The sequence below is a fragment of the Brevibacterium sanguinis genome, from assembly GCF_003315415.1.
In the GTDB taxonomy this organism is placed as follows: domain Bacteria; phylum Actinomycetota; class Actinomycetes; order Actinomycetales; family Brevibacteriaceae; genus Brevibacterium; species Brevibacterium celere_A.
The window spans coordinates 71,289-98,182 of record NZ_QNSB01000003.1 but is presented as its reverse complement, the minus strand read 5'-3'; the positions used below and the strand labels follow the sequence as shown (position 1 = coordinate 98,182).

The window sequence follows — 26,894 nt, the reverse complement described above, 5'->3', positions numbered from 1 at the left end:
GTGTCGTGGTGGTTCCGTAGCGGGTGAGGGGTCGGAGAGGACGGGCGCCGGGAGCGGGTCGACGGCGGGACGGCTGCTGCGACCGGGAGCGGTGCCATGACCGGTGACGACGTCGCTGACAAGGGCGGTGAGACGCTCGAGCTGCCGTGCTTCGGCCGCCTCGACATTGAGGCGCACGAGGGGTTCGGTGTTCGACTCGCGGAGGTTGACCCACCAGTCCTCGCCCTGGAGGCTGACCCCGTCGATCCGCTCGATCCGGCACGGGCCGAGGTCCGCGGCCATGCCGGCGAAGTCGGCGAGGACGGCCGCGGGGTCGGCGACGGTGAAGTTGATCTCCCCCGACTGGAGGTAGGTGTCGTGCTCGGCGACGAGCTCGGAGGCGAGCATGCCGTCCCCGGACCGTTCGGCCAGGGCCGCGATGAGGTGGCAGGCGGCGAGCATCCCGGAGTCCGCCCCGAAGAACTCCTCGAAGTAGAAGTGCGCGGAGTGCTCGCAGGCGAACACCGCGCGCTCCTCGCGCATCAGGGTCTTGATCCCCGAGTGGCCGACGGCCGACCGCACGGCCCGGCCGCCCGCGGCCGCGATCGCCTCGGGCACGCTGCGTGAGGTGATGTGGTTGTGGATGACGGCGGGTTCGACGCGTCCCAGGGCCCGGGCCCGGGCGATCTCCCGGCCGGCGACGAGGGCGCCCACCGCCGAGGCGGACAGCGTCTCTCCCCGCTCGTCGATGAAGAAGCAGCGGTCGGCGTCGCCGTCGAAGGCGAGTCCGAGGTCGGCGCCGTGGTCGATGACCGCCTGGCGCACGTCGAGGAGGTTCTCGGGCTTGAGCGGATTGGCCTCGTGGTTGGGGAACGTACCGTCGAGCTCGGTGAACAGCCCGATGACGGTGAACGGCACGGGCGCGAACCCGGCGTCGGTTCCGAACACCTCGCCGATCAGCTTGCCGGCCATCCCGTTGCCGCAGTCGACGACGACTCTCAGATCGGACACGGTGTCGATGCGGGTCAGTGCCCGGATGCGCTCGACGTAGCGCCGGCGCACCTCGTCCGCGCGCTCCTCGTCGACCGGGGTCGCCGCGCGTCCGGAGGAGCCCGGGGCGCCCGCCGCCAGGTCCCTGATCTCCGACAGTCCCGAGTCGCGGCTGACCCCTCCGGCGCCCGGGGCGCAGATCTTGATCCCGTTGTAGTCGGCGGGGTTGTGGCTGGCGGTGATCATCGCCCCCGGCAGGTCGAGGATCCCCGAGGCGAAGTAGAGCTGGTCGGTCGAGCACAGGCCGATGAGCACCGGCGTCGCTCCGCCGGCAGCGACTCCCGCGCAGAAGGCCTGGGCGAACCCGGCGGAGCTCGGGCGCATGTCGTGCCCGACCACCACCTCGGCGGTCCCGTGCATCCGCCCCATCGTCCCGGCACTCGCCCAGCCGATCGCGAAGACGATGTCCTCGTCGAGCTGGTCGGGGATCCGACCGCGGACGTCGTAGGCGCCGACGGCCGTCTCGAGCGCGCGGCTGCGCGTGGCCCTGAGGTCGGCGTCGGTCATCGCGGCCCTTCGCCGATGATGCGCAGGTGTCCGTGCCGGCGGCCGGCCGGAGGCTCCTCGGCGCGCTCCACGGGCGCGCCGACCGGTCGTCCCGCGGCCTCCCGGACCGCGTCGGCGATGGCGAGCAGGTCGTCGTGAGTGCGTTCGGGCGGGGTGTCGCCCACGCCGTCGATCCGGATGAGCTCCCACCCGACCGGCGGGGTGAGCCTGGCGGCGTGGTCGACGCACAGATCGTGGGCACCGGGTTCCGCGCGACGCGACAGGGGCCCGACGACGACGCAGGCGTCGGCATGGACGTACGTCATGGTGGCGGCGGCGCTGCGGGAGCAGCTGACTTTGGAACAGATTCTCACAGCGGACACAGTCCCCCACTCTACCCGGTGACCGCGGCGCGGCCCGGCAGCCCGGGCCGAGGCGATCGGTAGAATGGGCGACCATGGGCACCAGGCATCGGGATCGGCATGGGCGGGGACTGCGCTCCCCGCTGTTCCGGGCCGACGTCCCCGCCCGGCTGAGCCGTGCCGACGGCTTCGCGCGGATGGCCTCGGCCGAGTTCGCCCGCCTGAAGTCGGCCGAGCCCGAGCTCCTCACCGAGGTGGTGCTCGCGATCGACGCGATCCCTCCGGCGAGCTCCACGGAGCCGAGCTTCGGCCGGGTGTTCCCCGCCGCCGGTGATCGCCGGACCCATATCGTGCTCTACCGGCGCGTCATCGAGGACCACAGCTCGAGCGCGCAGCGGCAGTCCCTCATCGCCGAGGTGATCGCCGACCAGGTCGACATCCTCCGCGGCGGGATCAGCTGAGACGGATGTCGCGGTAGGCGACCCCGGCCGGCGCCGGGGCGGGGGCCACCGCGGAGATCCCGTCCTCGGTCGTGGTCACGAGGCTCGCATGCACCCCGTCGGCGAGGCTGCCGGCGGCGTTCTCCCCGTTGATCACCACTGCGCGCACCGCCTCGGGACTGAGCTCGGCCGGGTTCAGCGCGCTCGTGCCCTCCGCCCGGAGGTCGACCGGAATCGGGTCGGTGAGCGATCCGTCGTCGAGCATTCCCTGCACGAGGACCTGCCCGCTGCCCGGGGACAGGAAGAGCCTGCTCGAGCCCGTGCGCGGCAGGGCCATGACCTGGGTGTCGGCCAGCGCCTCGCCGGCGGGGACGCTGCCGAAGTCCGCGGCGCCGCCCTCGCCCTCGGCAGTGACGGATCCGGCGGCCTGCACGGGCCGGTTCCCATCGATCACGACGCTCGTCGCCTCGAGCTCGCCGAGGTCGGCCTCGGCGACGCCGTGCGCGGCGACGGTCATCGCCGAGCGCGGGATGTCGATCTCCCCGTCGGGGCCGAAGGCGCGCAGGCGCACCTCGGCGACGTCGGCGCCGGGGTTGGCCACACGCACCCGCACCCCGTCGCCGCCGAGTCCGGTGAGCACCTGCTGGCGGTCGGGTCCGGCGCCGGCGGCGGCGAGGTCGATGCCGCGCGGGGTGAGCCCGTCGAGCAGCGTCTCCTGCACGGAACCGGCGAGCACTCCGCCGTCTGCCGACACCTCGACGGCCAGGGCCTCGGCGCCGGCGGCGAGTCCGGCCAGGCGGACCGCCCGCTGCTCGCCTCCCCTGATGCTCAGTTCGGTGGGCTCGCCCCGGGTGCCCGAGGGCGTGAGCAGGGTGACCTGCGCCTGCACGGGGGCGTCGCCGGGGTTGCTGAGCAGCAGCTGCGAGTTCGATCCGGCGGTGCCGGACCCGGCGAGGATCCTCAGGTCGGTGGCGGGTTCGGCACACGTCAGGGTCGCCAGGCCCGTCAGGTCGCCCGAGGAGCCCTCGACCGTCTGCAGGCCCGTGGTCAGGGCGGGCGCTCCCGGGCGGGCGAACCCGGTGACGAGCTTGGTCGCCGAGATCGAGTCGTCCCCGGAGACGAAGCCGGCGGAGACGGGGTTGTCGAAGTTCGCGTCCCCGCCGAGATCGGCGACCTGCAGCCTGGCAGCGGACACCGAACCGTCGGTCGCCGCGATCGGCGCCGAGGCGGACACGACCCGGGTGCTCACGGTCGAGTCGTCGACGAACTCGGCGTCGGTGCCCTCTGCCGCGCCGTCGACGAGCAGGGGACCGGGGCAGATCACCCGGGTGTCGGCGGTGGGCATCCGCACCTGCTCGGGACTGCGATCGAGAGTGCCCGGGGTCGGCGGGGCGAGGAACGACGTGGTGGCGACGAGCACGCCGGGGACCGCGATGGCCGCGAACGTCACGGCGCTGCGCAGATGTCTCATGGTCGCGCCTCCTCGGCGGCTCGGCCCTGCGGCGGGGTGTCGGGCGACGGCGGTGTGCCGGCGTCCGCCCGGACGACCGGATCCCCGCGCCGCGAGGGGCTGGACGGCCGCGGAGGGCCGGACGGCCGCTGGGTGTCGGCCGCTCTCCGCGCCGGCCTGCGAGCCCGGGAGCCGAACGGGATCGCCGCGAGCAGGCAGATGATCCCGACGACGAACCCGGCGATGACCCCGGCGGCGTGGAGCGGGGACCCGCTCTCCAGGTCCACGGTGCCGCCGGATTCCGGCAGCGAGAACACGGCGGCCCAGTCGTCGGTGTCGGGGCGGGGCAGGTCGACGCCGTCGAGGCGGGCGGTGAGACCGTCGACGCTCGTGGCCACGACGAGGCTGCGCCCGTCGCCTCCCGGGGGCACCTCGATGCCGTCGTCGCCGATCCGGGCGGTGCTCGTGCTTCCATCGGCCTCCCGGATGAGGTAGCGACCGCTCGCGGGCTTGTCGACCTGCCACAGCATCCCCGACTCGGTGGGGCCGACCTGGACGAGCCCGGCGGAGGAGCCGACCGAGTTCTGCAGGTCGGAGGCCTCGCCGTCGACGAGGACGAAATCGACGCCGAGGCGAGTGAGGAGGTCGCGGACGTCTCCGGCGTCACCGGCCGACAGCGCGGCCGCCGCCTGCGCGACGAGCACCTGGTCGTCTCCGATCGGCTGCGGACGCCGCTCCCACGGCCACCCGCGCAGCGCCTGCGCCGAGCGAATCGTCGAGGTCCCGACGACGGTCTCGTCAACGGTGGCGATGAGCGAGGCGAGGACCTCCCCGTCGACGTCGTCGAGGGCCAGAGTCCGCGCCCGGGTCTCACCCGCGGCGCGGTCGGCGGCGAGAGCGGGGATGCGGCCGGTCTCCTCCGCCCGGACCACGGGCCGGGAGGTGGTCGCGGTCCCCACCTCGACGACGATGAGGACGACTGCGGCGACGGCGACGAGTCCGGAGAGCGAGCGCAGCGGCAGTCGGCGGGCGCTCGTCGGCTTGGCCGTCGTCCGATCGGCACCCATCGCCAGCAGCATGACCGCGCCGAGGCCGAGCAGGGTCAGCCCCGCCAGCGGGTAGGAGCCGATGAGGTGGAAGGGCCCGACCTGCGCGGGGATGAGGATCTGGAGGGTGGCGAGCAGGAGTCCGGACAGGCAGAGGCCGACCGCCCAGAGGAGCCTGGTGAGCTTCAGACGCGCCTCGATGAGGGTGAGGAAGGCGAGGAGGAGCATCGGCAGGAACAGGAGCGGCACCCACAGGCCGAGCGCCTCGGCGTCGGTGCCGGTGACGCCGAGATCGGCGAGGCGCGCGGCGAGCCACGAGAGGTCGACGTCGGATGGGAAGCCGAGCGCGAGCAGGTACGTCGGCGGGGCAGGCGGGGCGAGCGTCTGACCGGGCATCGCGAAGAGGGCCCCGGGCTCGCGCAGCAGTCCGACCAGCCACGGCCATCCCAGGGCGAGGGTCGGGACGAGGAGCCACACGTGTCGGGCTCCGTGTCCCCGGATGAGCAGGAGGGCGGTGAGCAGCAGACCGGCGATGAGCAGCAGCGGGGAGCCTGCGATGATGACGAACAGCAGCAGACCCGCGGTCGCGGCCGCCGCCGTCGATCCCGTGCGCAGGCTGCGGCGCACGGCGAGGACGAACAGCGGCGCGGTGATCCAGACGATCACGACGCCGAGGCGACCACTCGAGACCGCGGAGGTGAAGACGGGGGCGGCGATCCACAGCAGGGCGGCCAGCGCCCGAACCCACGTCCTCTTGACGACGATGCGGGCGCACGAGTGGGCGGCGATGACGGCGAGGATCGGGGCCAGCAGGAGGAGGGTGCGGACCATGAGGTCGACATTGCCGAGGAACGGCAGGCTGAGCACGGTGAGCACGACGTGATACGGGTCCGCGGGGACCTGGGCCCCGGTCGAGACGTCGAGGTCCTCCGTGAGCAGACGGTTGAGGAGCGCGCCGAAGGAGACATCGGTGGAGCCGAGCGCACCGCCGCTCAGGTGCCCGGGACCGAACAGCCGGTGGGAGAGGAACCCGCTCAGCAGCGCGGCGGCGGCCACGAGGTACGTGAGGGGATGGCGCAGCAGGCCGGGTCCTCCGCTGACCTCGAGGCGGGAGAACGAGTCGAGCTCCTCCTCGGTGTCCCCGACCTGGTGGAGATCGGCGTCGTCGGGAGCGGCCGGCGCGCGGCTCTCGTCCGCGGCCTCGGCTCCGCGATGCTCGGGAGCATGCATGCTCCTGCGCTGCATCTCGAGCTCGTCGGCGTCGGCGAACAGCGCGCTCAGGTGAGCGGTGCCGCCCCGGCCGGCCATGCGGGCCCGGCGGGCGTTCGCCCTGCGCACCCGAGCGGTGACGCGGGCATCGGTGCCGAGGCCGACCAGTGCGGCCAGATGCCAGGAGGCGGCGCGGACGTCGTTGGCGAGGAGGCCGAGGACGGCGTCCCCGAGCCGCGTGAGGGCGAGGAGGCAGATGAGGAGGGGCAGGGAGGGCCGGGCCAGACTGAGCCGGTAGCGCTGCTCGGCCCTGACCTGGGACTTCGACAGCGGTGGACGGGCCGACGAGCCGAGCCGGACGGCGTGGGACGCGGAGATCTCGAGCTGCGCGCCGGGCGCGAGGACGACACGACGGCCGAGGTCACGGAAGCGGCGCGAGTACTCGAGGCCGCGATGGGCGGGGTCGAGGGAGCGGCTCGGGGCGCCGACTCGCTCGAGGTCGGCGGTGGCGATGAGCATGCCCGGCAGGTCGAGCCCGAGCGTCTCGAGCTGGGCATCGCGCTGTCCCTGGTCGATCTCTCCCGTGCCGACGGGGTTGAACCGCTCCCCCGCCGCGGTCGTCGTCACCCCGGCGGAGACGATGCGCTCGGCGTGCATGATCTTGGGGCCGACTGCGGCGATGGACTCCGTGGCGCCGATCGCCTCGAGGAGCTCGTCGAGGCAGTCGGGGTCCGGGCGGGAATCAGGGGTGAGGAACCACAGATGGGTGCTGCCCGCGACGGCGGGCAGCGCGAGTGCCTCGCTCACCGCAAGACCCCCGAGATCCACGATCGGGATCTCGGGGTGGGTCCTGCGGAGAGCCGTGTCGAGCTCGGCCCTGCTGGAAGCGTCGCCGGTGGTGACGACGACCGTCACGGCAGGACTCACACGGCTCGTTTCTTCAGCCGGCGACGTTCGCGTTCGGACATCCCACCCCAGATCCCGAACCGTTCGTCATTGGCCAGAGCGTACTCCAGGCATTCGGAACGGACTTCGCAGGACGCGCACACGCGCTTGGCCTCACGGGTCGATCCTCCCTTCTCGGGGAAGAACGCCTCCGGGTCGGTCTGGGCGCACAGCGCCTGGTCCTGCCACGACAGCTCTCCGTCGTTCGCGGCTCCGAGGAGCAGCGACAGCGGTGAGACCGCGGCATCGTCGGTGGGAAGCGGAGTCAGATCGTTCGGATCGATCGCCAGCGGATCGGGCAGCGTCTCCACGGTGCGGGCACCCGGTTCGACGAACCAGTCCTCAGCACTGCGTGAGGTCACTCCGGGCAACGGCCCGAAGTCCTCCTTCTCCTGCCATTGTCTCTGTGCGCTCTGCACGATCATCCCCTTTCTCACCCCCGGCGTCGGCACCCGCGACGACTATCATGGTCCTCGTGGTGCACGGTCGAATCCCTGCGGATTCACGCCGGGTGCGTTCCCCTTAGGTATAAATTACACGCGTGTCATTACTGCCGAGTCAAGCCCTCCCCGGCGCCGCGAACGGCAGGGCAGCGGTTATTCGAACACACCTTCTCATGCACACGCGCCGTCGACACCACATATAGCGCGGGCCTGACCGCCCGGGCACAACCTGTGGGTCGGAACTGAGGAGAACGTGAGAATTTCCGAAAGATCTCACACCGGTGGGACCATGGAGTCATGAAGGTCGTCCTGCTCGGTGCCACTGGCGCTTCCCTCCCCATCCTGCACGAACTCACCGCCGGCACCGACCCCCATGACACCGCCACGTCTCTCACCGTCGTCGCCTCGACGCTGACCGACGCCACGGTCCACGGGCTGCGCTTCTGCCCCGACATCGACGCCCTGACGATGCCGCCGGCCGATCCCGTCCCCGGAGGCGCCGTCGACGAGCTGCGGGCCTACCGGGTCGACGCCGAATGGTTCCCGATGACCGAGCGGACCCTGGCCGCCGCCGTGCTGCGGACCCGCCTGCTCAACCTCGGCTACACCCTGGCCCAGGCCGCCGAGGCGATGGCGAAGCGGTTCGACCCGGCCTTCGCCCTCCTCCCCCTGAGCAATCAGGCCGTCGAGGCGTTCGCGATCGTCGACGGGACCGCGTGGCCGATCCACCGCTGGTTCGCCGAGTCCCGCCCCGCCGCCGAGGGCTTCGTCCTCAGCGGGCTCGACTCCGCCCAGGCCGCTCCCGGCGTCCTGGCCGCGATCCGCGCGGCCGATCTCGTCCTCGTCGGCACGGATGCCGTGCCCGAGCTCGGACACGAGGCGATCCTCACCCTGCCCGGGATGACCGACGCTCTCGTCGGCACCCGAGCCCATGTCGTCGCCCTCGCCCCGCCCGGCGGTGACCGACCGCCGGGCGGGCGCCTCGGCGGGGGCCTGCGGGAGCATCTGCCGTCCCTGACCCTCGTCGCCGGCGTCGCCGAGGCGCTGGCCCTCGGCGAGATCGACCGCACCACCTCGACGATCTGGGATCCGCGATGAACGACCGCCTGCTCACTGTCTACGCCCCGCCGGTCGAGGAGCCGATCGTCCCCGGCTCCGATCTCGCGGCGATCCTCATCAATGCCCTGCGCCGGAACCGGATCGACCTCAAGGACGGCGATGTGCTCGTCATCGCGTCCAAGGTCGTGTCGAAGGCCACCGGCCGGATCACCGAGGTGCGGGACCGGGCCGAGTTCGAGGAGCTCGTCTCCGCGAACTCGACCCACCTCGTCGCCGAGCGCTCCTACGCCTCGGGCACGACCGTGCAGGTCGTGCGCACTCATTCCGGAACCGTCCAGGCCGCCGCCGGTCTCGACCAGTCGAACTCCGGCGGGGCGGTCGTCCTCCACCCCCATGACTCGGACCGGTCGGCCGATGAGCTGCGCGCACGGGTGGAGAAGGCGTTCGCCGTGCGCATCGGCGTCGTCATCTCCGACACCACCTCGCGGCCCTGGCGGGTCGGGGTCGGCGACTTCGCGCTCGGTCTGTCCGGATTCTCCGGGCTCGACGATCAGCGTGGGCGACTCGATGACGACGGACGTGTGCAGACCGTGACCGTGCGGGCCGTCGCCGACGAGATCGCCGCGGCCGCCGACCTCGTCAAGGGATCGTCGCGAGGACTGCCGATGGCGCTCGTGCGCGGGGCCGGCGGCTACCTCGACAACGGGACGGCCGGGGCGAGGGCTCTCAACCGGGAGCTCGAGGACGACTGGTTCCGCTGCGGACATGTCGAGGCCGTCCATCGCGGGCTGGGCGTCGACCGCCTCCCCGGCCGGGCGGCGGCCGGAGACGGCGGCGACGACATCCTCGAACGCGTCTCCCGCGCGCTGCGGGTCGTGCGCGCCGGCGAGTCCCGCACCCCGGGACACGAGGCCTGGAGGATGCGCATCGAGGGGGCGGGCTCGCGGGTGATCATCAGCCCCTCCGACGCTCCCGCGAGCCCGCAGACCGACGGCCCTCCCCTGCTCGAGGCGATGGTCGGGCTGGGGTCGCTCGTCGAACGCCTCCACACCGCGCTCTTCGCCGAGGACCTCACCGCCACGACCCGCTGGCGGTGGGAGCAGTCCTCCTACCCGCGCGGGGCCGTCATCGACATCGGTCTGCAGATGCCCCGGGCGTGAGCGGACGCCACCCGCTCGACCCAGACTGACGCAACCCGCTCTCCCCAGGAAGGCAGGTCCGCCCATGGATCTCTCCGTCATCAGCCGCACCGGCGGCCCCGCCCTGTTCTGGCGCGGACCCGACCACGATCGCCTCGACCTCACCGGCCCCGTCATCGCCAACTGGGTGAACAAGGGCGTCGGACTCTTCGGCGACTACGGACTCGATGAGGACTTCACCCTTCTCCTCCCCCTGCCGAACGGACTCCACTGGCGGGAGCTCGTCGCGATCCTCTCCGTCCTGCTCGCCGGAGGGAGGGTCGTCATCGGCCACGAGGCGCCCGGTGACGACTTCCACGCCTTCGTCCCGCTCGGCAGCGAAGGCGACGACCGCCTCGGCGACGCCGAGGAGATCTTCGTCTACAACCCTCCGGCACTGGCCCTGAGCACCCCGGTCGACGAGGGCTTCATCGACGTCAACTCCGCCATCCGCGCCTACCCCGACGTCACGCCCCGTCGCCTCGGAGCGACCGGGACGCTCACGGTGGGGACCGAGGACGTCCCCTGGACCCACGCCGAGGCGGCGCCGGGGAACACGGGCACACCGGCGGACGAGGCCGGCCGGTCCGGCGCGGCCTCCCGCCCGCAGGGCATCCTCGTCTCCCGGTCGACCCCGCGCGCTCACGAGTGGTCACGGCTGCTGCCCCACCTCCTCGGCGGGGGTGAGGTCCTGCTGACCACCGAGGCGGACGAGGATCGGATCGCGGACCTCGCCGCCGAACTCGGTGAGGTCCGTGGCAGACTGGGATCATGGACAAAGTAGTTGACACAGCCGCTGCGGCAGTGGCCGATATCGCCGATGGCTCTTCGATCGCCGTGGGCGGCTTCGGGGTCGTCGGCGTGCCCGAATTCCTCATCCGCGCGATCGACGATCAGGGCACGAAGGACCTCGAGGTGATCTCCAACAACGCCGGCGTCGACGGACGCGGCCTCGGAGTGCTTCTGGCCAATCACCGACTGCGCCGCATCATCGCCTCCTACGTCGGGGAGAACAAGGAGTTCGCCCGCCAGTACCTCTCCGGTGAGCTCGAGGTCGAACTCACTCCGCAGGGAACCCTGGCCGAGAAGCTGCGCGCCGGCGGCGCCGGGATCCCCGCGTTCTACACGATCACCGGCGCCGGCACCCAGGTCGCCGAGGGCGGGATCCCGTGGAAGTACGACTCGGAGGGCAACGTCGTCACGTCCTCGCCGCCCAAGGACATCCGCGTCTTCGACACCTTCGGCGAGGAGCAGGAGTACGTCCTCGAGAAGTCGCTGGCCCCCGACTACGCCCTCGTCCGGGCCGCGGTCGGCGACCGTCACGGCAATCTCGTCTTCCACTCGTCGGCCCGCAACTTCAACCCTCCCGCCGCGCAGTCGGCGCGGATCACCATCGCTGAGGTCGAGAAGCTCGTCGAACCCGGGGAGATCGACCCCGACGCGGTCCATCTGCCGGGCATCTTCGTCCACCGGATCGTCGAGCTCACGCCCGAGCAGGTCGCCGACAAGCCGATCGAGAAACGCACCGTCCGCACCGAGCCGAGCGCCGACAAGGGCTGAGGAGAACCAGACATGGCATTGACACGCAACCAGATGGCCGCCCGCGCGGCCCAGGAGCTGCATGACGGCAGCTACGTCAACCTCGGCATCGGCATGCCCACCCTCGTGCCGAACTTCCTCCCCGACGGCGTGCACCTCGTGCTCCAGTCGGAGAACGGCCTGCTCGGCGTCGGCCCCTACCCCACCGAGGACGAGATCGACCCCGATCTCATCAACGCCGGCAAGGAGATCGTCACGATGCTCCCCGGCTCCTCCTACTTCGATTCGGCGACGAGCTTCGGCATGATCCGCGGCGGGAAGATCGACGCCGCGATCCTCGGCGCGATGCAGGTCGCGGTCAACGGGGACATCGCGAACTGGATGATCCCGGGCAAGATGGTCAAGGGCATGGGCGGGGCGATGGACCTCGTCCACGGTGCCAAGCGCGTCATCGTCATCATGGACCATGTCGCCAAGGACGGGTCGCCCAAACTGCTGCCGGTGTGCGAACTGCCGTTGACCGGCAAGGCCGTCGTCGAGCGCATCGTCACCGACCTCGCGGTCCTCGACGTCAGCGGCGACGCGTTCACCCTCGTCGAGCTGGCCCCGGGAGTCACTGTCGAGGAGATCAGGGAGAAGACCGGCGCCGAGGTGGTCGTCCCCGACGAGGTCGGCACGATCACCGTCCCCGACGTCTGAGCAGTCCCCCGCGGCGCGGCCGACCTGGTCTGCGGCACCGCGGCGCGGGTCTGCAGCACGGCCGTGGGGCCTCCGGCCTCAGTTCGACTGCGAGAAGAGCGGCATCGTCGATTCGACGGTGCCGCTCTTCTCGTGTGCCGTTCTGGTTCGCACCGCTTTGCTCTTGCGCCGTTCTCTGCTCTTGCGCTGACACCACGGGTTGTCCGCACCCGCAGGACCATAACCACCCGCTGGCCGGACTCCCTGCAGCTGCCTCACACCCCGCACCGCCGGCCGCGGCACCGGAGGTCAGGCGAAGGGCAGTGACGCGTCCAGTCCGGTCGTCGCGACGAAGAGATCGCCGTGACCATCGGCGGTGACCGTGGGCTCGTTGGCGGCGATGAACACGCTCTGGCCCCGCGTCAGCGTCACCGACGAACCGGCCGAGGTCAGGGTGATGGTCCCCGAGGTGCAGAGGACGATGCCGGCACCGCGGCGCTCGATCGCCGTCAGTCGCGGGCAGCGCAGCACCTGCAGGGCGAAGTCCTCACCCGGCCCGCGGAAGACGCCGTCGCGGTCGGGCTCGACCCGTCGCGGCGGGGCCGCTGCGAACTTCGCCACTGCGCCGAGCTCGTCGACGTCGACGTGCTTGTGGGTCAGACCTCCGCGCAGGACGTTGTCGCTCGAGGCCATGATCTCGATCCCGGTGCCGCTGAGATAGGCGTGGAGAACACCGGGCTCGATCGCCAGCGCCTGGCCGGGCTCGAGGTGGGTGCGAGTGAGCATGAGCGCGACGAGGACCCCCGGGTCGCCGGGGAAGTCGGCGACGAGCTCACGCAGGGTCTCGATCGGGTCGACGGCACTGCCCATGCGACCGACATCGTCCGTCGGGAGATCGCCGAGGTCATGGGTCGTGAGCTCGTCGACGAAGAGCGGGGCGCGCGGATCGCTGAGGACGAGCTCCACCGTCCGCGAGAAGGCCCGGCCCTCGCCGAGGGCCTTCAGGGACTGCAGCACCTCGCCGAGGAAGTCCAGCGCCTGCGAGGTCAGGGGAAGCGAGAGGAACCGCTCGAAGGTCGCCCGCACGGCGCGGCGGGACCGGAACCCCGTCAGGGCATGGAACTCCGTGAGGGCGTAGATGAGCTCGGGTTTGGCGGAGGGGTCCTTGTAGTTGCGGTCCGGGGAGTCGAGGTCCGGTCCGTCCGCCTCCTCGCGGGCGAATCCGGCCGCGGCCTGCTCGGGGTTGGGGTGGACCTGGATCGACAGGGCCCTCCTGGCCGAGAGGACCTTGAGCAGGAATGGCAGCCGTGGCCCGAAGGCCTCGACGGAGTCCCGGCCGAGCAGTCCTTCGGGGTCCGCGGCGAGGTACTCGATGAGGTTGGGCCCGGTCTGCTGCGTCGCCTCGGTGGCCGTGCGCGTCGCCGACGCGGAGCCGAGATGCCGGTAGCCGGAGTCCGTGGCCGATGGACGGTCGGACTGCACGGCCAGGCGGGAGGGGCTCAGCGGGTGGGCTCCGAGCCACAGCTCGGCGCAGGGCGTGCCATCGGGCACGGTTCCCAGAATCGCCGGAATCGCGTCCGTGCTGCCCCAATCAAAGTTCTTGACTGTGTTGTGCAATCGGCGCAATGTCGTGGGCCCCTTCGGGTGGACGGGTGTCTGTCCATCCACCGTAGCGCGTCCGACTGCCGGGATCGTGGCATTTTGCTCCACCTTCACCGATTGTTCAGAACTTGTCACACTGAGTTCACGCCCGTGACCTGGGCCGAGATGCGCGCGGACCGCCCCGTGTCCACCAACGACGGTGCCCCGCCTCCCCACCCACGGCAGTGCTGTGGGTGACGGAGACGGGGCACCGTCCGGCGGATTCGGGTCCGCCGATCACATGGCTTCTCAGCCGATCACTCGGATGACCTTGGCACCGCGGCCGAGCATCCACTCGTAGCTGCGCTTCGAGGTGTTCGTCCGGCTCGAGCCCGCGTCGTACATCTTGCCCTTGGTCTCGGAGATGATCCCGATGTGCCCGGGCACCCAGATGAGGTCGCCGGGCTTGGCGTCCTTGAGTGCGATCTCCTTGCCGGCCTTGCGCTGCTGGCTCGTCGTGCGCGGCAGCTTGATGCCGTGCTTGCCGTAGACGTACTGGGTGTAGCCGGAGCAGTCCCAGCCCTTCTTCGGCGAGGTGCCGCCCCAGACGTACTTCACGCCGAGGTGCTTCTTCGCCTCCTTGATGATGGCGTCGCGCTGAGCCTGGATCTGCTCGTCCTTCGACGGCTTGTCCTTGGGCTTGTCCTTCGACTTGTCCTTGGACTTGTCGTCCTTGGGCTTGTCCTTCGACTTGTCGTCCTTGGGCTTGTCCTTGGGCTTGTCGTCCTTCGGCTTCTCGCTGCCGTCAGCGTCGGCGGTGGAGTCGTCTGCAGAACCTTCCCCGGAGTCTGCAGCCGAACCGCCATCTGCGGCCTTGTCTCCTGGTGGAGCAGAGCCGGCATCGCCGGGAGCGTTGGCGTCCAACGCTCCCGGTGCGATGGTCCCCTTGGGTGAGAACTCGGTGGTCCCGTAGCCCTCCGCCCAGACGATCCGAGCGCCCTCGAAGAGCTGCTCGCCGCGCCCGTCCTTGTAGACGGGGTTCGACTTCGGGTAGCCGAGGTGGCCCTTCTCGTAGCCCTTCGACTTCCAGTACCCGAGCAGAACCCCGCTGGTGGCGTGGGCGCCTGTCGACTTCGACCAGTGGATCGCTCCCTTGGCGAACGACTGATAGGTGCCGCCGTTCTTCAGGCCGCCCTTCTCGTTGCCGATCGGCAGGCCGAGCATGGAGACGACGTCACCCTTGTACGCCTTGGCGATGCCGCCGCTGAGGTGGTATGCGCCGGTCTTCTTGGACCAGTAGACGACGCCCTTCTCGTAGTTGCGGGCCTTGCCGCCCTCGATGCCCTTGACGTCGTACTCGCCGCTCGTGGCCTTGCCGAGTTCCTTCGCGTGCGCCTCGGCGTACCTTTCGATCGAGGTCTTCGGCTTCGGCTTCTCCTTCGGCTCGTCCTTCTTCTCGCCGTCGTCGGGCAGCTCGCCCGACTTGAGGATGCCGGCCGCGGTGTCGCGGATCTCGCCCATCTTGGCGTAGAAGGCGTCACCCGGGCAGTCGGTGCCGGCCAGGTCGCGGTGGGCGACGACGGTCGACTTGTTCGACTTCAGGCCGTTGAGGGAGAGCTTCCAGGCGATCGCGGAGGCCACGGCGTCACGGGCCTTGCGCGGCGGGGCCTTCGAGCCGTAGCTGCCGAGCACCGAGATTCCGAAGGTTCCGGTGTTGTGTCCGGCGACATGGGCTCCGACGACGGCCTTCTCGAGGTCGCCGCCGCGGGCGTGCCAGAGGCGGCCGTACTTGTCGGCGATGACGTTGTAGCCGACGTCGGACCAACCGCGGCCCTTCTGGTGGTACGTCTGGATGCCGCGCAGGATCGAGGGCACGTCCTCGGCCGAGTAGCTGTTGGAGCCGGCCGTGTGGTGGACGACCGCCTGCTTGACCTTGCTCGCGTAGTCGGGGCTGCCCTTGTAGGACTTCGCGCCCCACGACTTCCGGGAGGCGATGTCCGGCTTCGGCACCTTCTTCGACTTCGCGACGGTGCTCACGGTCGCCGAGCCCGGCACGAAGTTCTGGTTGGTCACCGTCGCCTCGGCGGGAGCGGCCGCGGTCTGTGCGGAGGCGGTGTCGGCGGTTCCCGAGTCTGCCGGCGCCTGTCCTTCTCCGGGGTCCGCGGGCAGCTGTGCCGTGTCCGACTCAGCGCCGGTGCTCTGCGGGTCGATCTCGACCGGGGCGTTCTCGGCCACGGCCGTGGCATCGGCAGCGGAGCGCTTCGGGTCGACGAGTACGAGCTCGGCGTCGCTGGGGGCCTGATCTCCCAGGATGCGCATCTGCACGCCCGTCGCGTCGTTGACGGTGAAGGGCTCGGAGCCTTCGGTCGAGGATTCCTCGCCCTGCTCCTCGTCGAGGGTCGTCCAGCTGTTCCAGCCCGATTCGTCCTTGATGCGCACCTGGATGCGGATGTTCGACTGGGACTGGGAGAAGGTGAACCCGATGAGGCTGGGGTTCTTCGTCGGCACGTCGAGGACGTCGGAGATCAGCGCGATGTTGACCCCGTCCTCGGTCTTCTGCTGGACCGAGCCCGAGATGTCGCCGTCGGACTTCTCCTCGGCGCCGTCCTTCGACTCCGCGGAGTCCTTCTCGTCCTCCGCAGGCGCCGTGGGCGCCTCGGCGGCACCGGACTCCTCCGGGGTCGAGCCTTCGGTGGGGGCGGGCGACGTGGACTCCTGCGGGCCCGTCAGACTCGCCGAGGCGGGGGTGACGGTGGCAGTGCCCGTCGCAGCGACCGGGGCCGCGGCGACCTGGGTGGATGCGAGAGCCGTCTGCGACTTGAAGATGTTGGGCAGGTTGCTCGTCGCGCTCCGATTGGAGACTTGGCCGGAGGAATCGGCGGAGTCGCGAGCACCGGGGACTTTGAGCCCCTCTTCGCTCACACTCAGCGCCTCTTGGGTCACCTCCGGCTCGACCGTCGCCGCGAAGGCGGACGGTGCCGTGACCGCTAGGGTGCCGACGAGCGCGACCGAGGCGCAGCCCGCGACTGTGGGCAGTATGAGTTTCATCGTTCAGCCTTTTCGAGGAAGACAGGGAAGTTCAGGCCTGAGGATCACTTCGCCGTTGGCAGGACGGTGAGTAACCCCAACATCTCAAAATTGTTACACATTTTCGGCGTGTCAGACTAGCCAAGAGCGAAATCAGTCGAATTACACGCGTGTGCTTCCCAGTGTTGGCAAGGGACACACCGTGGTGAAACTTTTCCCGCGAACCCACGCCCGAGTCACTTCCGGACGCCTTCGTCCGGCTCCGCACGCAGCCGTCACGGGACGTAGCAGATCGATCGCGTGTCGTCCTCCGACGGCGTCTCCGAGCCGCTCGCACCCTGGGCCTGCACCGCCGGCTCATCCTGCGCCTGTGGCACGTCCTGTGCCGCCGCCGGCGCTCCCAGCGCCTGCATGCGCACCGACGCCTCGGCTCCCGGCGCCCCTGCGGCCGTCACGCCCGCGCCCACCCCGGCTCCGGCCGCGGGTTCCTGGGCGCTCTTCTGCTTCTTCGCGTCCTCGGACATCTGCGCGAGCTTGTCCGCGATGAGGCTTCGGGCCTCGTCGAAGTCCGGGTGCGATGGTGTCACACGCGGAGGAGTGAGGTCAAGCGACTCGATCTTCTGGGACTTCACCTTGAGCGCCAGATCGACGAAGGTGTCGACCTGGGTCGAGGGGATGTCCGTCGACACGGCCCCCGGCGTGGCCTTGGCGATCTCCTGGAACCGGGTGAGGACGGTGGCCGGATCGAGCTGCTTGACCATCGCCGTCTGCACGCAGCGCTGCCGGACCATGCGCTCGTAATCGCTGGAGAACTCGCGGGAGCGGGCGAACCACAGGGCGTGGTAGCCGTCGAGCTTCTGCTTCCCGGGTTCGATCCATCCCTTGACCGGTCCGTGCCGACCCGTGCTCGGGTCGATCTTCGACGAGATCGGGACCCGCTTGCCCGACACCAGGGTGATCCCGCCGAGGGAGTCGATGAGCTTCTCGAAACCCTTGAGGTTGACCATGACGTAGTACTGCGTCTCGAGGCCGGTGATCGCCGAGGCGGCGTCCATCGTCGCCTGCTCCCCCGCCGTCTCCGGGTTCTCGAACTCCTCCCGATGCTTCTCCCCCTCCTGGAACACCGCGTTGAGGAGGCATTCGCTGCCGCAGTCGTAGCCCTGCGGATAGACGTCGTGAAGCGGGGTTCCTTCGGGGAAGGGCACGTTCTGCATGTTGCGCGGCAGCCCGATGATGAGGGTCTGGCCCGTCTTCGCGTCGATGGAGACGAGTGACATCGAGTCCGGCCGGATGCCGGTCCGTCCCTTGCCGGCGTCCGAGCCGAGGAGCAGGATGTTGAAGCGGCCGTCGACGGGCTTGACGGCCTTCCCCGAGGCGAAGAGCTCGCTCATCAGCCCGCGCTGGCTGTTGAGCATCGACGTCCCCCAGGCCAGGGGGCCGACGACGATGAGCAGCAGGGCGCAGAACGCGGCGACGAAGCGCTTGCGCGCCCGCCGGGAGATCGTCACGAGCCGGATCCGGCGCAGCGAGTCGACGAGGCAGATGAGCCAGTTGAGACCGATGATCGGCACCCACAGCGTGAGGAAGGTGAGGATGATCGGGTTCGTGCCGAGGGTGAAGACGACCGTCCTGTCGACGAGGATCGCCACCCCTGCGATGAGGACGAGCAGCCAGCTGACGGCTGTGATGAGCAGGGACACCTTGGCCCACCGGCGGGACCCGAACAGCAGCTGCACCCCTCCGGGCAGCACCGTGGTGACGAGGAGAAGCAGCCACGCCCGCATATCCCGGGTCGGCTGGGAAGCGTACGCCGGGTAGTGGATGGGGTCGACGTATCTCGTTTCGGCCACTGAGCTTCCTTCTGCCTCGTCGGGCACCTGACGGCGGGTCCTGCACTGCAACGGCCCGGACGGGGCCGCGAGGATCCCCGTGGAGAGCATCGCGTGCGCCCGCGCCGTCGCTCACAGCGTCAACTGTCCCAGACCAAGCGGGGAGTCGACTGTGTCCATCCATTGTGACTGCTGAGGCCGCCCCAGCCGCGCACATGCCGCCGTCCAGGCATGTCGTTTCGCTCACGGCCTCCCGGCGCCGCCCCGCGGAGCTCGCTCAGCCGAGCAGCTTGCGGCCCATGACGAGGCGCTGGATCTGATTCGTGCCCTCGTAGATCTGGGTGATCTTGGCATCGCGCATCATCCGCTCGACGGGATGGTCGACGACGTAGCCGGCCCCGCCGAGGAGCTGCACGGCGTCGGTCGTGATCTCCATCGCCGCGTCGGAGGCGAAGGCCTTGGCGGCGGCGCCGAAGTAGCTGAGGTCGGAGTCGCCGCGCTCACTCTTGGCCGCGGCGGCGTAGGTGAGCTGACGCGCGGCCTCGAGCTTCATGCCCATGTCGGCGAGCATGAACTGGATGCCCTGGAAGTCGGCGATGCGCTTGCCGAACTGCTTGCGCTCCCTGACGTAGCCCAGGGCGTAGTCGAGCGCCCCCTGGGCGATGCCGACGGCCTGGGCCGCGATCGTCACCCGGGTGTGGTCGAGGGTCGACAGGGCGAGCTTGAGTCCTGCGCCGACCTCGCCGATGACGCGATCGCCGGGCAGTCGCACGTTCTCGAAGAAGAGCTCGCGGGTGGGCGATCCCTTGATGCCGAGCTTGCGCTCCTTGCTCCCGAAGGTGAAGCCGGGATCGGACTTCTCGACGACGAAGGCGGTGATGTTGCGGCCGCGCGGGCCGTCGGGGTCCGTGACGGCCATCACCGTGTAGTACTCGGAGATCCCGGCGTTGGTGATCCACGTCTTCACTCCGTTGAGCACCCAGTCGTCGCCGTCGCGGACGGCTCGGGTTCTCATCGAGGCCGTGTCGGACCCGGCTTCGCGCTCGGACAGTCCGTAGGAGAATCCCGCCTCTCCGCGCGCCACCGCCGGCAGGTACCGCTGCCTGATCTCCGCGCTGCCGCCCAGCTGCACCGGGAGGCTGCCGAGCTTATTGACGGCGGGGATGAGGGACGATGCGGCGCAGCCTCGTGCGACCTCTTCGATGATGATCGACACGGCGAGCGCGTCGGCACCCACTCCCCCGTACTCCTCGGGGATGTGAGCGGCGAAGAAGTCCGTGTCGACGAGGGCGTCGTGCGCCTCCTGCGGGTAGCGCGGCTCGGCGTCGACCTCGGCGGCGAACGGCGCGATCTTGTCGTCGACGACGGCCCGGACTGCGGCCCGGATCTCCTCGTGCTCCTCGGTCGGCTGGTAGAGATCGAACATCGCACTCCTCGTACTGATCAGTTGTTAAGTGATCTCATTATTGCCGCAGGGCACGCCCCTTGTCGAGGGCGACCTGACGCAGCTCCCGGCGATGGTCGTCGAGCCGGGAGCGCAGCTCGAGGGCATCCTCGGTGTCTCCGGCGGCGAGGATGCGGGCGGCGAGGAGGCCGGCGTTCTTCGCGCCCCCGATGGAGACGGTGGCGACGGGGATCCCCCCGGGCATCTGCACGATCGAGAGCAGGGAGTCCATCCCGTCGAGGTGCCGCAGCGGCACCGGCACGCCGATGACCGGCAGCGAGGTCAGCGAGGCGATCATGCCCGGCAGGTGGGCCGCGCCCCCGGCTCCCGCGATGATGACGCGGATCCCGCGATCGGCCGCGGTCTTCGCCCATTCGACCATGTCCTCGGGCATCCGGTGCGCGGAGACGACCTCGGCCGAGGAGTCGATGCCGAGCTGCGTCAGCGCCTCGGCGGCGGCCTGCATCGTCGGCCAGTCCGAGTCCGAGCCCATGACGATGGCCACGGCGGGTGCGCTCGCCGAGGCGGCGGCCGGGGGTGTCGGGTTCTCTGCGGTCATCGTGGGTCCTTCTCGAGTGCCGGCGCCTCGGCGCTGAGGGCGTCGAGGTCGACCGGGGCGGGCCGGTCGGGGTAGGGGTCGGGATCGATCCCGGCGATGAAGTCGGCGGCGTGGCGGGCGCGGGCGAGCACCGCGTCCCTGTCGGCGCCGTAGGCGTTGACGTGGCCGACCTTGCGTCCGGGGCGGACCGATTTGCCGTAGAGGTGGACCTTGACCTCCGGGTCGTGGGCCATGACGTGGAAGTAGGGCTGGTAGAGGTCCTCGTGGTCGGCGCCGAGGACGTTGACCATCACCGACACCTCCTCCCGGGCCGCGGGACTGCCGAGCGGCAGGTCGAGGACGGCGCGCAGGTGCTGCTCGAACTGGCTGGTCACCGCGCCGTCCTGGGTCCAGTGGCCGGTGTTGTGGGGTCGCATCGCGAACTCGTTGATAAGGAAGCCCTCGGCGGTCTCGAACATCTCCATCGCCATCACCCCGGTGACCTCGAGGGCCCCGGCGACGGTGAGGATCGCCTCGGTGATCGCGGTGGCCCGCTCCGCGCTCAGTCCGGGGGCGGGGGCGATCGCCTCCTTGCACACCCCGTTCTGCTGCCAGGTCTCGACGACCGGCCACACGGCGGTCTGGCCCATCGGGGACCGGCCGACCATGACGGCGAGCTCCCTGGTGAAGTCGACCTTCTCCTCGGCGAGCAGAGGCGAGGTCTCCCGCAGCCACTCGTCGACCTCGGCGAGGCCCTCGACGACTCTCACGCCCTTGCCGTCATAGCCGCCGCGCGGGGTCTTGAGGACGAACGGGAAGCCGACTCGCTCGGCGAATGCCTCGGCGTCGGCCAGCGAGGTGATCGTCGCCCATTCGGGATTGGGCAGGCCGAGCTCGTCCATCTTCGTCCGCATGCGGATCTTGTCCTGGGCGAAGATGAGCGCCTGGGGTCCGGGGCGCACGGCGTGTCCCGCCTCGGCGAGAGCCGCGAGGTGCTCGGGGGGCACGTGCTCGTGGTCGAAGGTCACGACGTCGACGGTCTCGGCGAAGGCCTTGAGGGTCGCGTAGTCCGTGTAGTCACCGACGGTCACCTCGCTGATGACCTGGGTGGCAGGGGCGTCCGCTGATTCGGCGAGGACCGAGAACCGGATTCCGAGGGCTTCTGCGGCCGGGGCGAGCATACGTGCCAATTGGCCACCGCCAATGACACCGACACGAGGAAAAGTCACCGCCCCAGTCTAACGGGCGCACCCGCTCCTGCGGGGACCGACATCGCTCACGGATCCGTCGTCGGCTCGTCACCGACGTATCATGGGAGCGCAGGCGTGACCCGGTGCCTTCGGCACATCGACGGTCCACGACCGGAGCGCGTGAGGGAGGGTCATGGGGCGTCGACGCACGGAGGCCTTCCGGCTCGCGAAGTTCGGGACGGTCGGCAGCATCGCCTTCCTCGTCGACCTCGGGACGTTCAACCTGCTGCTGTTCACCACCGACGTCGGTCCCCTCATCCCCAAGATCGCCTCCGTCGCGTGTGCCACGACCGTCTCGTGGCTGGGTTCGCGGCTGTGGACGTTCCGCGACGGTCGCACCGATCGTCCCCTGCGCGAGGCGCTCGGCTTCTACGCGGTCAACGCGGTGGGCCTGGCGATCGCGGGACTGTGCCTCGTCGTGTCCCATTACGTCATCGGCTGGACGTCGCCGCTGGCCGACAACATCTCCGCGAACGTCGTCGGCGTGGCTCTGGGCAACGTCTTCCGCTACCTCATGTACCGCTTCGTCCTCTTCCGAGTGCCGTCGGGGTCCCCGGCGCGCGAGGTCCTGGTGCTCACACCACCAGGAGGGGGATCTCCAGCTCCCGTGCCGTCGTCGACCCGTGATGGCCGATGAGGGCGAGGGCCGAGGGCGACTCGTTCGCGGAGTCGACGACGGCGAAGTCCTCGTGGCAGATGACCATGACGTCGCCGATCCTCCCCCGCACCCTCGGGTCGACGGGCCCGAAGTACCCGCGCTCGACGGCGGAGGAGCCCGAGAGCACGAGGGCGCGCCCGGCCACCGTGTCGGTCCAGGCCGCGAGGACGTCCGCCTCGGCACCGGGCTCGGCATAGACATGGAGCGCACGCGGCTCCCCGCCGATGTGCCGCACCCCGGAGCGCAGCTCGGGGGCGTCGACGACGTCGAGCCGCTTCTCGTGGGGGATGTCGACCATCCCGTGGTCAGCGGTGACGATCATCGTCGAGTCCCCCGGCAGGTCCGTGGCCAGACGCGCGAGCGCGAGGTCGACGTGCTCGAGCTCGTCGGTCCACTGCGCGGAGTCGGAGCCGTGCACATGACCGGTCTTGTCGAGGTTGCCCCAGTAGAGGTAGACGAGGCGACGGCCGGGGGCGCGCACCTCGGCGACGGCCTGCGCGCAGCGCTCCTCGAGCGTCTTCGAGGCCCGGAACCGGCCGCCGCGCAGGGAGGCGCGGTTGAGCCCGCGTCCGGCGAACTTCGCCTCACCGAGGCTGACGACGTCGACGGCGGCCGCGCTCAGCCGCTCGAACAGCGTGGCATCGGGCACCCAGGTGATCGGATCGACGTCGAGGTCCCAGGTCAGCTGGTTGAACACGGCGTCGCGCGCGGGATCGAGGACGCGGTAGCCGACGACCCCATGGCTGCCCGGCAGCCGTCCGGTGGCCAGTGACGACAGCGAGTTGGCCGTCGTCGACGGGAACCCGGCGGAGAGGGTCCGGCGGTCGGAGACGAGCGACCGGAAGAAGGGCGTGTATCCGCTGTAGCGGGTGAGCTGACGCTCCCCCAGTCCGTCGACGAGGACGACGACGGCGGTGCGCACCTCTCGGTCGAGGCCGAGCCGCTCGGCTCGCCGGCGGGTCTCGACGTCGAAGATCTCACCAGCGCCGAGGCTGAGCGCCGCGGCCGGGACGACGTCGGAGAGGATCGGACCGGAGTAGTCGGGCGGGCCCATGAGCGCCCTGCCCTGCCCGGGCCCCGACTGCGACTCCTCGTCGGATGCGCCGGACATCAGCGCCGCGACCGCAGCCGGGCGTGGAAGACCGCCGCGCGCAGCTTCGCCGCGAAGTCGGCGATCCTGTCGACGGCCTCCTGGCCCTCCGCCTCGGCGGAGACGCGGAGCATGACGTCCTCGGAGTAGATCGATCCGCCGTAGCCGTGATCGCCCATGCAGTTGGGGTCACCGCACGCCTCGGGGAACGCCTCGATGCGCCGCGCCGCGCCCCAGGACAGGGTGAGCGAGACCTCGACGGGCCTGTCCCCCGGCTGGTAGGCGGCGGGTTCGGCGTAGGTGCGCCCGACCATCACGGTGCCGAGGCGCTCGAGCTCGATGTCCTCGCTGCTCGTCACGGCCTTCGGCTTCGATCCCGGCGCGGCATCGGGGTCGTCGTCGACGTGGGCGAGGAGCAGCCGGGTCTCGGTGAGGACGAACGCGGTCACGTGCCGGTGGATCGATTCGATGTCGACGTGCGTGTCGATGTGGACGAAGTGGGCCAGAACCGGTTCGCCGAACAGGGACTCGGCCAGGATCCCCTGGGTGAGCTGGGGATAGTAGCCGGCCGACTGCAGATCAGATACGAGAACTTCGGGTAGAGCCATATGTCCCATTGTGCCCCACCCGCGCGAGGACCGCCCAGCCGGCATGGTGGCCGCGCACCCCGTGCGGTCACCGGCATGCTCGGGATGGCCCGCCCGCGCACGGCCGGGACGGCCCGTCTGCGCACGGCCGGGATGGCCTACGGCTCACGCGCCGGGTCGCCCGCGGCGCACGATCCGGATCGTGCGCCGCGCAGAGCCTATGCTGGGAGCATGGAGCAGTATCCGCATTCCTGGGAAGCCGATGTCGTCCTGCGGGACGGCGGAACAGCACACCTGCGCCCCATCGTCCCCGACGATGCCGAGGCGCTGGCCAGGATGCACGAGGCTCAGTCCCCCGAGTCGATCTACCTGCGCTTCTTCGCCCCGCTGCCGAAGCTGCCCAAGCGCGACCTCGACCGGTTCGTCAACGTCGACTACCACGACCGGGTGGCGCTGGTCATGCTCGTCGGCGAGGACATCATCGGGGTCGGCCGCTACGACAAGATCTCCGCGGCCGTCGCCGAGGTCGCATTCAATATCGCCGACGCGCACCAGGGCCGCGGCGTCGGCTCCATCCTCCTCGAGCACCTCGCCGCGGCCGCCCGGGAGTCGGGGATCCGGCGCTTCACCGCCGAGGTGCTGCCCCAGAACCGCTCGATGCTCCAGGTGTTCCAGGCCGCCGGGTACGAGGTCACGCGCGGCTTCGACGACGGCGTGGTCGCCGTCAACTTCGACATCGATCCCACCGCCCGCTCCATCGAGGTCCAGGCCTCCCGGGAGCACCGCGCCGAGGCGAAGAGCGTGCGCATGGTCCTCCACCCCGCCTCGGTGGTGGTCATCGGCGCCAGCCGCAAGCACAACTCCACCGGCAACCTCCTCATCCGCAACATCACCGCGGCGAACTTCACCGGCGACCTGTGGGTCGTCCACCCCGAGGTCGACCAGATCGCCGGCGTCCAGGCCTACCGGAGTCTCGCCGAGCTGCCGGGAACCGCGGACCTCGCCGTGATCGCGGTGCCCGCCGCCGCGACGACCGAGGTCGTCCAGGAGTGCGCCGCCCACGGTGTCAAGGCCGTCCTCGTCATCTCCTCGGGCTTCGCCGAGACCGGCGAGGCCGGGGCGGAGCTGCAGCGGCAGGTGGTGGCGACCGCGCGCTCGTACGGAATGCGCCTCGTCGGTCCCAACTCGTTCGGCCTCGTCAACGAGGCCGAGGACATCTCGCTCAACGCCTCGCTCGCCCCCTTCCTCCCCGCGTCGGGGACCCTCGGGCTGTTCAGCCAGTCGGGGGCGCTGGGCACGGCGCTGCTCGCGGCGGCGAAGAAGCGGGGCCTCGGCATCTCGACGTTCGTCTCGGCCGGCAACCGGGCCGACCTCTCCGGCAACGATCTCCTCCAGTACTGGGAGGAGGACCCGGCGACGAAGACCGTCGGGCTCTACCTCGAGTCGATCGGCAATCCGCGCAAGTTCGCCCGCATCGCCCGTCGCGTCTCCCGCGTCAAGCCCGTCATCGTCATCAAATCGGACCTCACCGGCCGTGAGCTGCCGCCCGGGCACATGGTGCGCACCTCCTCGCTCGCCCCCCACGCCCTCGACCAGGTGCTCGGTCAGGCCGGGGTCATCAGGGCCGACACGATCCACCAGCTCTTCGACCTCGCGCAGGTGTTCTCCACGCAGGAGCTGCCGGCCGGACGGCGGGTCGGGGTGATCGGGAACTCGGCGGCGATGTCGACGCTCATCGTCCAGCGCGCCCGCGCGCAGGGCCTGCACGTCGACCTCGAGCCGGTCTCGCTGCACCCCGAGGTCGAGGCGGACACCTTCCGCGCCGAGCTCGAGGCCGTGTACGCCGATGAGGACGTCGACTCCGTCATCGTCACCTTCACCCCGTCGGCCGGGGCCGACGAACGCGAGATCGCGGCCCACCTCGCCGAGGCGGCGGCTCGCTCGCGGAAGACGACCGTCGCGTGCTTCCTCGGGATCCATGGCGTCCAGGACGAGCTGACGACCTACCTGCCCGACGACTCGGGGTCGCGCACACCCCACACGGTCCCCAGCTATATCGGACCCGAGGACGCGGTGTGGGCGCTGGCTCGAGCGACCGAGTACGCCCGGTGGCGGGCCGCCGACCACGGACGCTATCTCGACATCGAGGATCTCGACGACAAGGGGGTCCGCACGATCATCGAGTCGGCCCTGACCGGAGCCGAGACGGGCAGGCCCGTGACGCTCGAGCGGGACCAGGCCCAGGCTCTCCTCTCCTGCTACGGGATCGAGGTCCTCCCCTACCTCACGGCCGCCTCGGTGGACGAGGCCCTCGCCGCGGCCGATGCCATCGGCTACCCGGTCGCGCTCAAGGCCGTGTCGGCAACGCTGCGGCACAGGATGGAGCTGGGCGGGGTGCGCCTCAACATCACCAACGCCGACGAGCTCCGCGACGACTTCCTCGCGATCCAGGACATCATCCGGACGATGATCGGCGACGAGGAGCCGCAGATCGACGTCCAGGCGATGGCGCCGCCCGGGGTGCCCTGCGTCATCCGCGCCGGCGAGGACCCGCTGCTGGGCCCGCTGCTCTCCTTCTCCCTCGCCGGGGACACGACCGAGCTCCTCGGCGACGTCCAGCATCGGGTGGCGCCGCTGACGGACAAGGATGCGGTCGAGATGATCCGATCGGTCAAGTCCTCGCCGAGGCTGTTCGGCTTCCGCGGTCTGCCCCCGGTGAACATCGACCCGCTCCAAGGGGTGATCGAGCGGCTGTCCGTCCTCGTCGAACGCCACCCCCAGATCGTCGAGCTCGAGATCAATCCGATCGTCGCCACCGTCACCGAGTCGCATCTCCTCAGCGCTCGGATCGAGGTCCTGCCCACCGCGACCCGCATCGACGCGACGCGACGGCTGCTCAGCTGACAACGTCCGTCGCGTTGCGATCGGCACCGCATCTGCTGTGCCGATCGCCTGCACCTGCAGTGCCGTGCGCCTGCGGCTGAGCTGCGCCGCGAGAGCGGATCGGCTGTCGGCGGCGATGACAC

General features: G+C 70.5%; 20 protein-coding genes and 1 pseudogene. 8 read left to right on the top strand and 13 right to left on the bottom strand.

Going from position 1 to position 26,894, the window contains the following annotated elements:
* Nucleotides 1-129 precede the first annotated feature (129 nt).
* Together DFO65_RS04770 and DFO65_RS04765 are read right to left on the bottom strand one after the other, a co-directional pair.
* A pseudogene (locus tag DFO65_RS04770) lies at nt 130-1,536 on the bottom strand (phosphohexomutase domain-containing protein); the annotation flags it as partial.
* On the bottom strand, nt 1,533-1,898 hold the full coding sequence (locus DFO65_RS04765) for a DUF3499 domain-containing protein (RefSeq protein ID WP_113903283.1): 366 nt from the start codon (nt 1,896-1,898) through the stop codon (nt 1,533-1,535). The pseudogene DFO65_RS04770 and the gene DFO65_RS04765, both read right to left, overlap by 4 nt.
* 74 nt (nt 1,899-1,972) lie before the next feature.
* Between DFO65_RS04765 and DFO65_RS04760 the strand changes: the two genes are divergently transcribed.
* A complete protein-coding gene (locus DFO65_RS04760; protein ID WP_113903282.1) occupies nt 1,973-2,338 on the top strand; it encodes a metallopeptidase family protein in 366 nt (121 codons plus the stop codon).
* On the opposite strand, the gene DFO65_RS04755 is transcribed toward DFO65_RS04760, so the two are convergent.
* From DFO65_RS04755 to DFO65_RS17370, 3 genes are read right to left on the bottom strand one after another with little or no spacing between them, the layout of a single operon-like run.
* Nucleotides 2,331-3,788 (bottom strand): DUF5719 family protein, encoded by a 1,458-nt coding sequence (locus tag DFO65_RS04755; RefSeq protein ID WP_113903281.1) that lies wholly within the window; start codon nt 3,786-3,788, stop codon nt 2,331-2,333. The two genes, DFO65_RS04760 and DFO65_RS04755, sit on opposite strands and share 8 nt — an antisense overlap.
* Nucleotides 3,785-6,949, bottom strand: coding sequence for a glycosyltransferase family protein (locus DFO65_RS04750; RefSeq protein ID WP_147233247.1), 3,165 nt, complete (start codon nt 6,947-6,949; stop codon nt 3,785-3,787). Before DFO65_RS04750 ends, DFO65_RS04755 begins: the two co-directional genes overlap by 4 nt.
* On the bottom strand, nt 6,946-7,197 hold the full coding sequence (locus tag DFO65_RS17370; protein WP_113903590.1) for a WhiB family transcriptional regulator: 252 nt from the start codon (nt 7,195-7,197) through the stop codon (nt 6,946-6,948). Before DFO65_RS17370 ends, DFO65_RS04750 begins: the two co-directional genes overlap by 4 nt.
* Nucleotides 7,198-7,707: 510 nt before the next feature.
* Here DFO65_RS17370 and DFO65_RS04740 point away from each other — a divergent pair.
* From DFO65_RS04740 to DFO65_RS04720, 5 genes are all read left to right on the top strand, one after another.
* Nucleotides 7,708-8,508 carry a 2-phospho-L-lactate transferase CofD family protein gene (locus DFO65_RS04740; protein WP_113903279.1) on the top strand — a complete coding sequence of 267 codons (801 nt, stop codon included), beginning with the start codon at nt 7,708-7,710 and terminating at the stop codon, nt 8,506-8,508.
* The gene (locus tag DFO65_RS04735) at nt 8,505-9,629 is read left to right on the top strand and encodes a coenzyme F420-0:L-glutamate ligase (RefSeq protein WP_113903278.1); all 1,125 of its coding nucleotides are present in this window, start codon (nt 8,505-8,507) and stop codon (nt 9,627-9,629) included. The genes DFO65_RS04740 and DFO65_RS04735 overlap by 4 nt, the downstream gene beginning before the upstream one ends.
* 64 nt (nt 9,630-9,693) lie before the next feature.
* A complete protein-coding gene (locus tag DFO65_RS04730) occupies nt 9,694-10,431 on the top strand; it encodes a hypothetical protein (RefSeq protein ID WP_113903277.1) in 738 nt (245 codons plus the stop codon).
* Complete coding sequence (locus DFO65_RS04725; protein WP_113903276.1) at nt 10,419-11,207, top strand: CoA transferase subunit A; 789 nt, start codon at nt 10,419-10,421, stop codon at nt 11,205-11,207. The genes DFO65_RS04730 and DFO65_RS04725 overlap by 13 nt, the downstream gene beginning before the upstream one ends.
* Nucleotides 11,208-11,219: 12 nt before the next feature.
* Entirely contained in the window at nt 11,220-11,885 is a 666-nt protein-coding gene (locus tag DFO65_RS04720; protein WP_113903275.1) for a CoA transferase subunit B, read from the top strand.
* 288 nt (nt 11,886-12,173) lie between these two features.
* Here the strand turns inward: DFO65_RS04720 and manA are convergent, their stop codons facing one another.
* From manA to DFO65_RS04690, 6 genes are all read right to left on the bottom strand, one after another.
* Nucleotides 12,174-13,532: a mannose-6-phosphate isomerase, class I gene (manA, locus tag DFO65_RS04715; RefSeq protein ID WP_245940483.1), complete on the bottom strand. Its 1,359-nt coding sequence runs from the start codon at nt 13,530-13,532 to the stop codon at nt 12,174-12,176.
* A 222-nt stretch (nt 13,533-13,754) separates the two neighbouring features.
* Entirely contained in the window at nt 13,755-16,493 is a 2,739-nt protein-coding gene (locus DFO65_RS04710; protein WP_245940482.1) for an NlpC/P60 family protein, read from the bottom strand.
* 254 nt (nt 16,494-16,747) lie between these two features.
* Nucleotides 16,748-18,322 carry an LCP family protein gene (locus DFO65_RS04705; protein WP_113903273.1) on the bottom strand — a complete coding sequence of 525 codons (1,575 nt, stop codon included), beginning with the start codon at nt 18,320-18,322 and terminating at the stop codon, nt 16,748-16,750.
* Between the two features lie 256 nt (nt 18,323-18,578).
* Entirely contained in the window at nt 18,579-19,727 is a 1,149-nt protein-coding gene (locus DFO65_RS04700) for an acyl-CoA dehydrogenase family protein (protein WP_113903272.1), read from the bottom strand.
* Between the two features lie 37 nt (nt 19,728-19,764).
* Entirely contained in the window at nt 19,765-20,304 is a 540-nt protein-coding gene (purE, locus tag DFO65_RS04695; RefSeq protein ID WP_113903271.1) for a 5-(carboxyamino)imidazole ribonucleotide mutase, read from the bottom strand.
* Nucleotides 20,301-21,464: a 5-(carboxyamino)imidazole ribonucleotide synthase gene (locus DFO65_RS04690; protein ID WP_113903270.1), complete on the bottom strand. Its 1,164-nt coding sequence runs from the start codon at nt 21,462-21,464 to the stop codon at nt 20,301-20,303. Before DFO65_RS04690 ends, purE begins: the two co-directional genes overlap by 4 nt.
* 202 nt (nt 21,465-21,666) lie before the next feature.
* Between DFO65_RS04690 and DFO65_RS04685 the strand changes: the two genes are divergently transcribed.
* Nucleotides 21,667-22,170: a GtrA family protein gene (locus DFO65_RS04685; protein ID WP_113903269.1), complete on the top strand. Its 504-nt coding sequence runs from the start codon at nt 21,667-21,669 to the stop codon at nt 22,168-22,170.
* On the opposite strand, the gene DFO65_RS04680 is transcribed toward DFO65_RS04685, so the two are convergent.
* Both DFO65_RS04680 and DFO65_RS04675 read right to left on the bottom strand, forming a co-directional pair.
* Complete coding sequence (locus DFO65_RS04680) at nt 22,109-23,302, bottom strand: alkaline phosphatase family protein (protein ID WP_245940481.1); 1,194 nt, start codon at nt 23,300-23,302, stop codon at nt 22,109-22,111. The two genes, DFO65_RS04685 and DFO65_RS04680, sit on opposite strands and share 62 nt — an antisense overlap.
* A complete protein-coding gene (locus DFO65_RS04675; protein WP_113903267.1) occupies nt 23,302-23,889 on the bottom strand; it encodes a DUF5998 family protein in 588 nt (195 codons plus the stop codon). The genes DFO65_RS04680 and DFO65_RS04675 overlap by 1 nt, the downstream gene beginning before the upstream one ends.
* A gap of 210 nt (nt 23,890-24,099) precedes the next feature.
* Between DFO65_RS04675 and DFO65_RS04670 the strand changes: the two genes are divergently transcribed.
* A complete protein-coding gene (locus tag DFO65_RS04670; RefSeq protein ID WP_113903266.1) occupies nt 24,100-26,772 on the top strand; it encodes a bifunctional acetate--CoA ligase family protein/GNAT family N-acetyltransferase in 2,673 nt (890 codons plus the stop codon).
* Nucleotides 26,773-26,894 lie beyond the last annotated feature (122 nt).

What these genes read in the sequence shown, in the direction of transcription:
- DFO65_RS04755 (WP_113903281.1), bottom strand. Translation starts at nt 3,788, where the DNA reads ATGAGACATCTGCGCAGCGCCGTGACGTTCGCGGCCATCGCGGTCCCC.
- DFO65_RS04680 (WP_245940481.1), bottom strand. Translation starts at nt 23,302, where the DNA reads ATGTCCGGCGCATCCGACGAGGAGTCGCAGTCGGGGCCCGGGCAGGGC.
- DFO65_RS04675 (WP_113903267.1), bottom strand. Translation starts at nt 23,889, where the DNA reads ATGGCTCTACCCGAAGTTCTCGTATCTGATCTGCAGTCGGCCGGCTAC.
- DFO65_RS04730 (WP_113903277.1), top strand. Translation starts at nt 9,694, where the DNA reads ATGGATCTCTCCGTCATCAGCCGCACCGGCGGCCCCGCCCTGTTCTGG.
- DFO65_RS04700 (WP_113903272.1), bottom strand. Translation starts at nt 19,727, where the DNA reads ATGTTCGATCTCTACCAGCCGACCGAGGAGCACGAGGAGATCCGGGCC.
- DFO65_RS04720 (WP_113903275.1), top strand. Translation starts at nt 11,220, where the DNA reads ATGGCATTGACACGCAACCAGATGGCCGCCCGCGCGGCCCAGGAGCTG.
- DFO65_RS04725 (WP_113903276.1), top strand. Translation starts at nt 10,419, where the DNA reads ATGGACAAAGTAGTTGACACAGCCGCTGCGGCAGTGGCCGATATCGCC.
- DFO65_RS04690 (WP_113903270.1), bottom strand. Translation starts at nt 21,464, where the DNA reads ATGCTCGCCCCGGCCGCAGAAGCCCTCGGAATCCGGTTCTCGGTCCTC.
- DFO65_RS04670 (WP_113903266.1), top strand. Translation starts at nt 24,100, where the DNA reads ATGGAGCAGTATCCGCATTCCTGGGAAGCCGATGTCGTCCTGCGGGAC.
- DFO65_RS04735 (WP_113903278.1), top strand. Translation starts at nt 8,505, where the DNA reads ATGAACGACCGCCTGCTCACTGTCTACGCCCCGCCGGTCGAGGAGCCG.
- DFO65_RS04685 (WP_113903269.1), top strand. Translation starts at nt 21,667, where the DNA reads ATGGGGCGTCGACGCACGGAGGCCTTCCGGCTCGCGAAGTTCGGGACG.
- purE (WP_113903271.1), bottom strand. Translation starts at nt 20,304, where the DNA reads ATGACCGCAGAGAACCCGACACCCCCGGCCGCCGCCTCGGCGAGCGCA.
- DFO65_RS04760 (WP_113903282.1), top strand. Translation starts at nt 1,973, where the DNA reads ATGGGCACCAGGCATCGGGATCGGCATGGGCGGGGACTGCGCTCCCCG.
- DFO65_RS04710 (WP_245940482.1), bottom strand. Translation starts at nt 16,493, where the DNA reads ATGAAACTCATACTGCCCACAGTCGCGGGCTGCGCCTCGGTCGCGCTC.
- DFO65_RS04740 (WP_113903279.1), top strand. Translation starts at nt 7,708, where the DNA reads ATGAAGGTCGTCCTGCTCGGTGCCACTGGCGCTTCCCTCCCCATCCTG.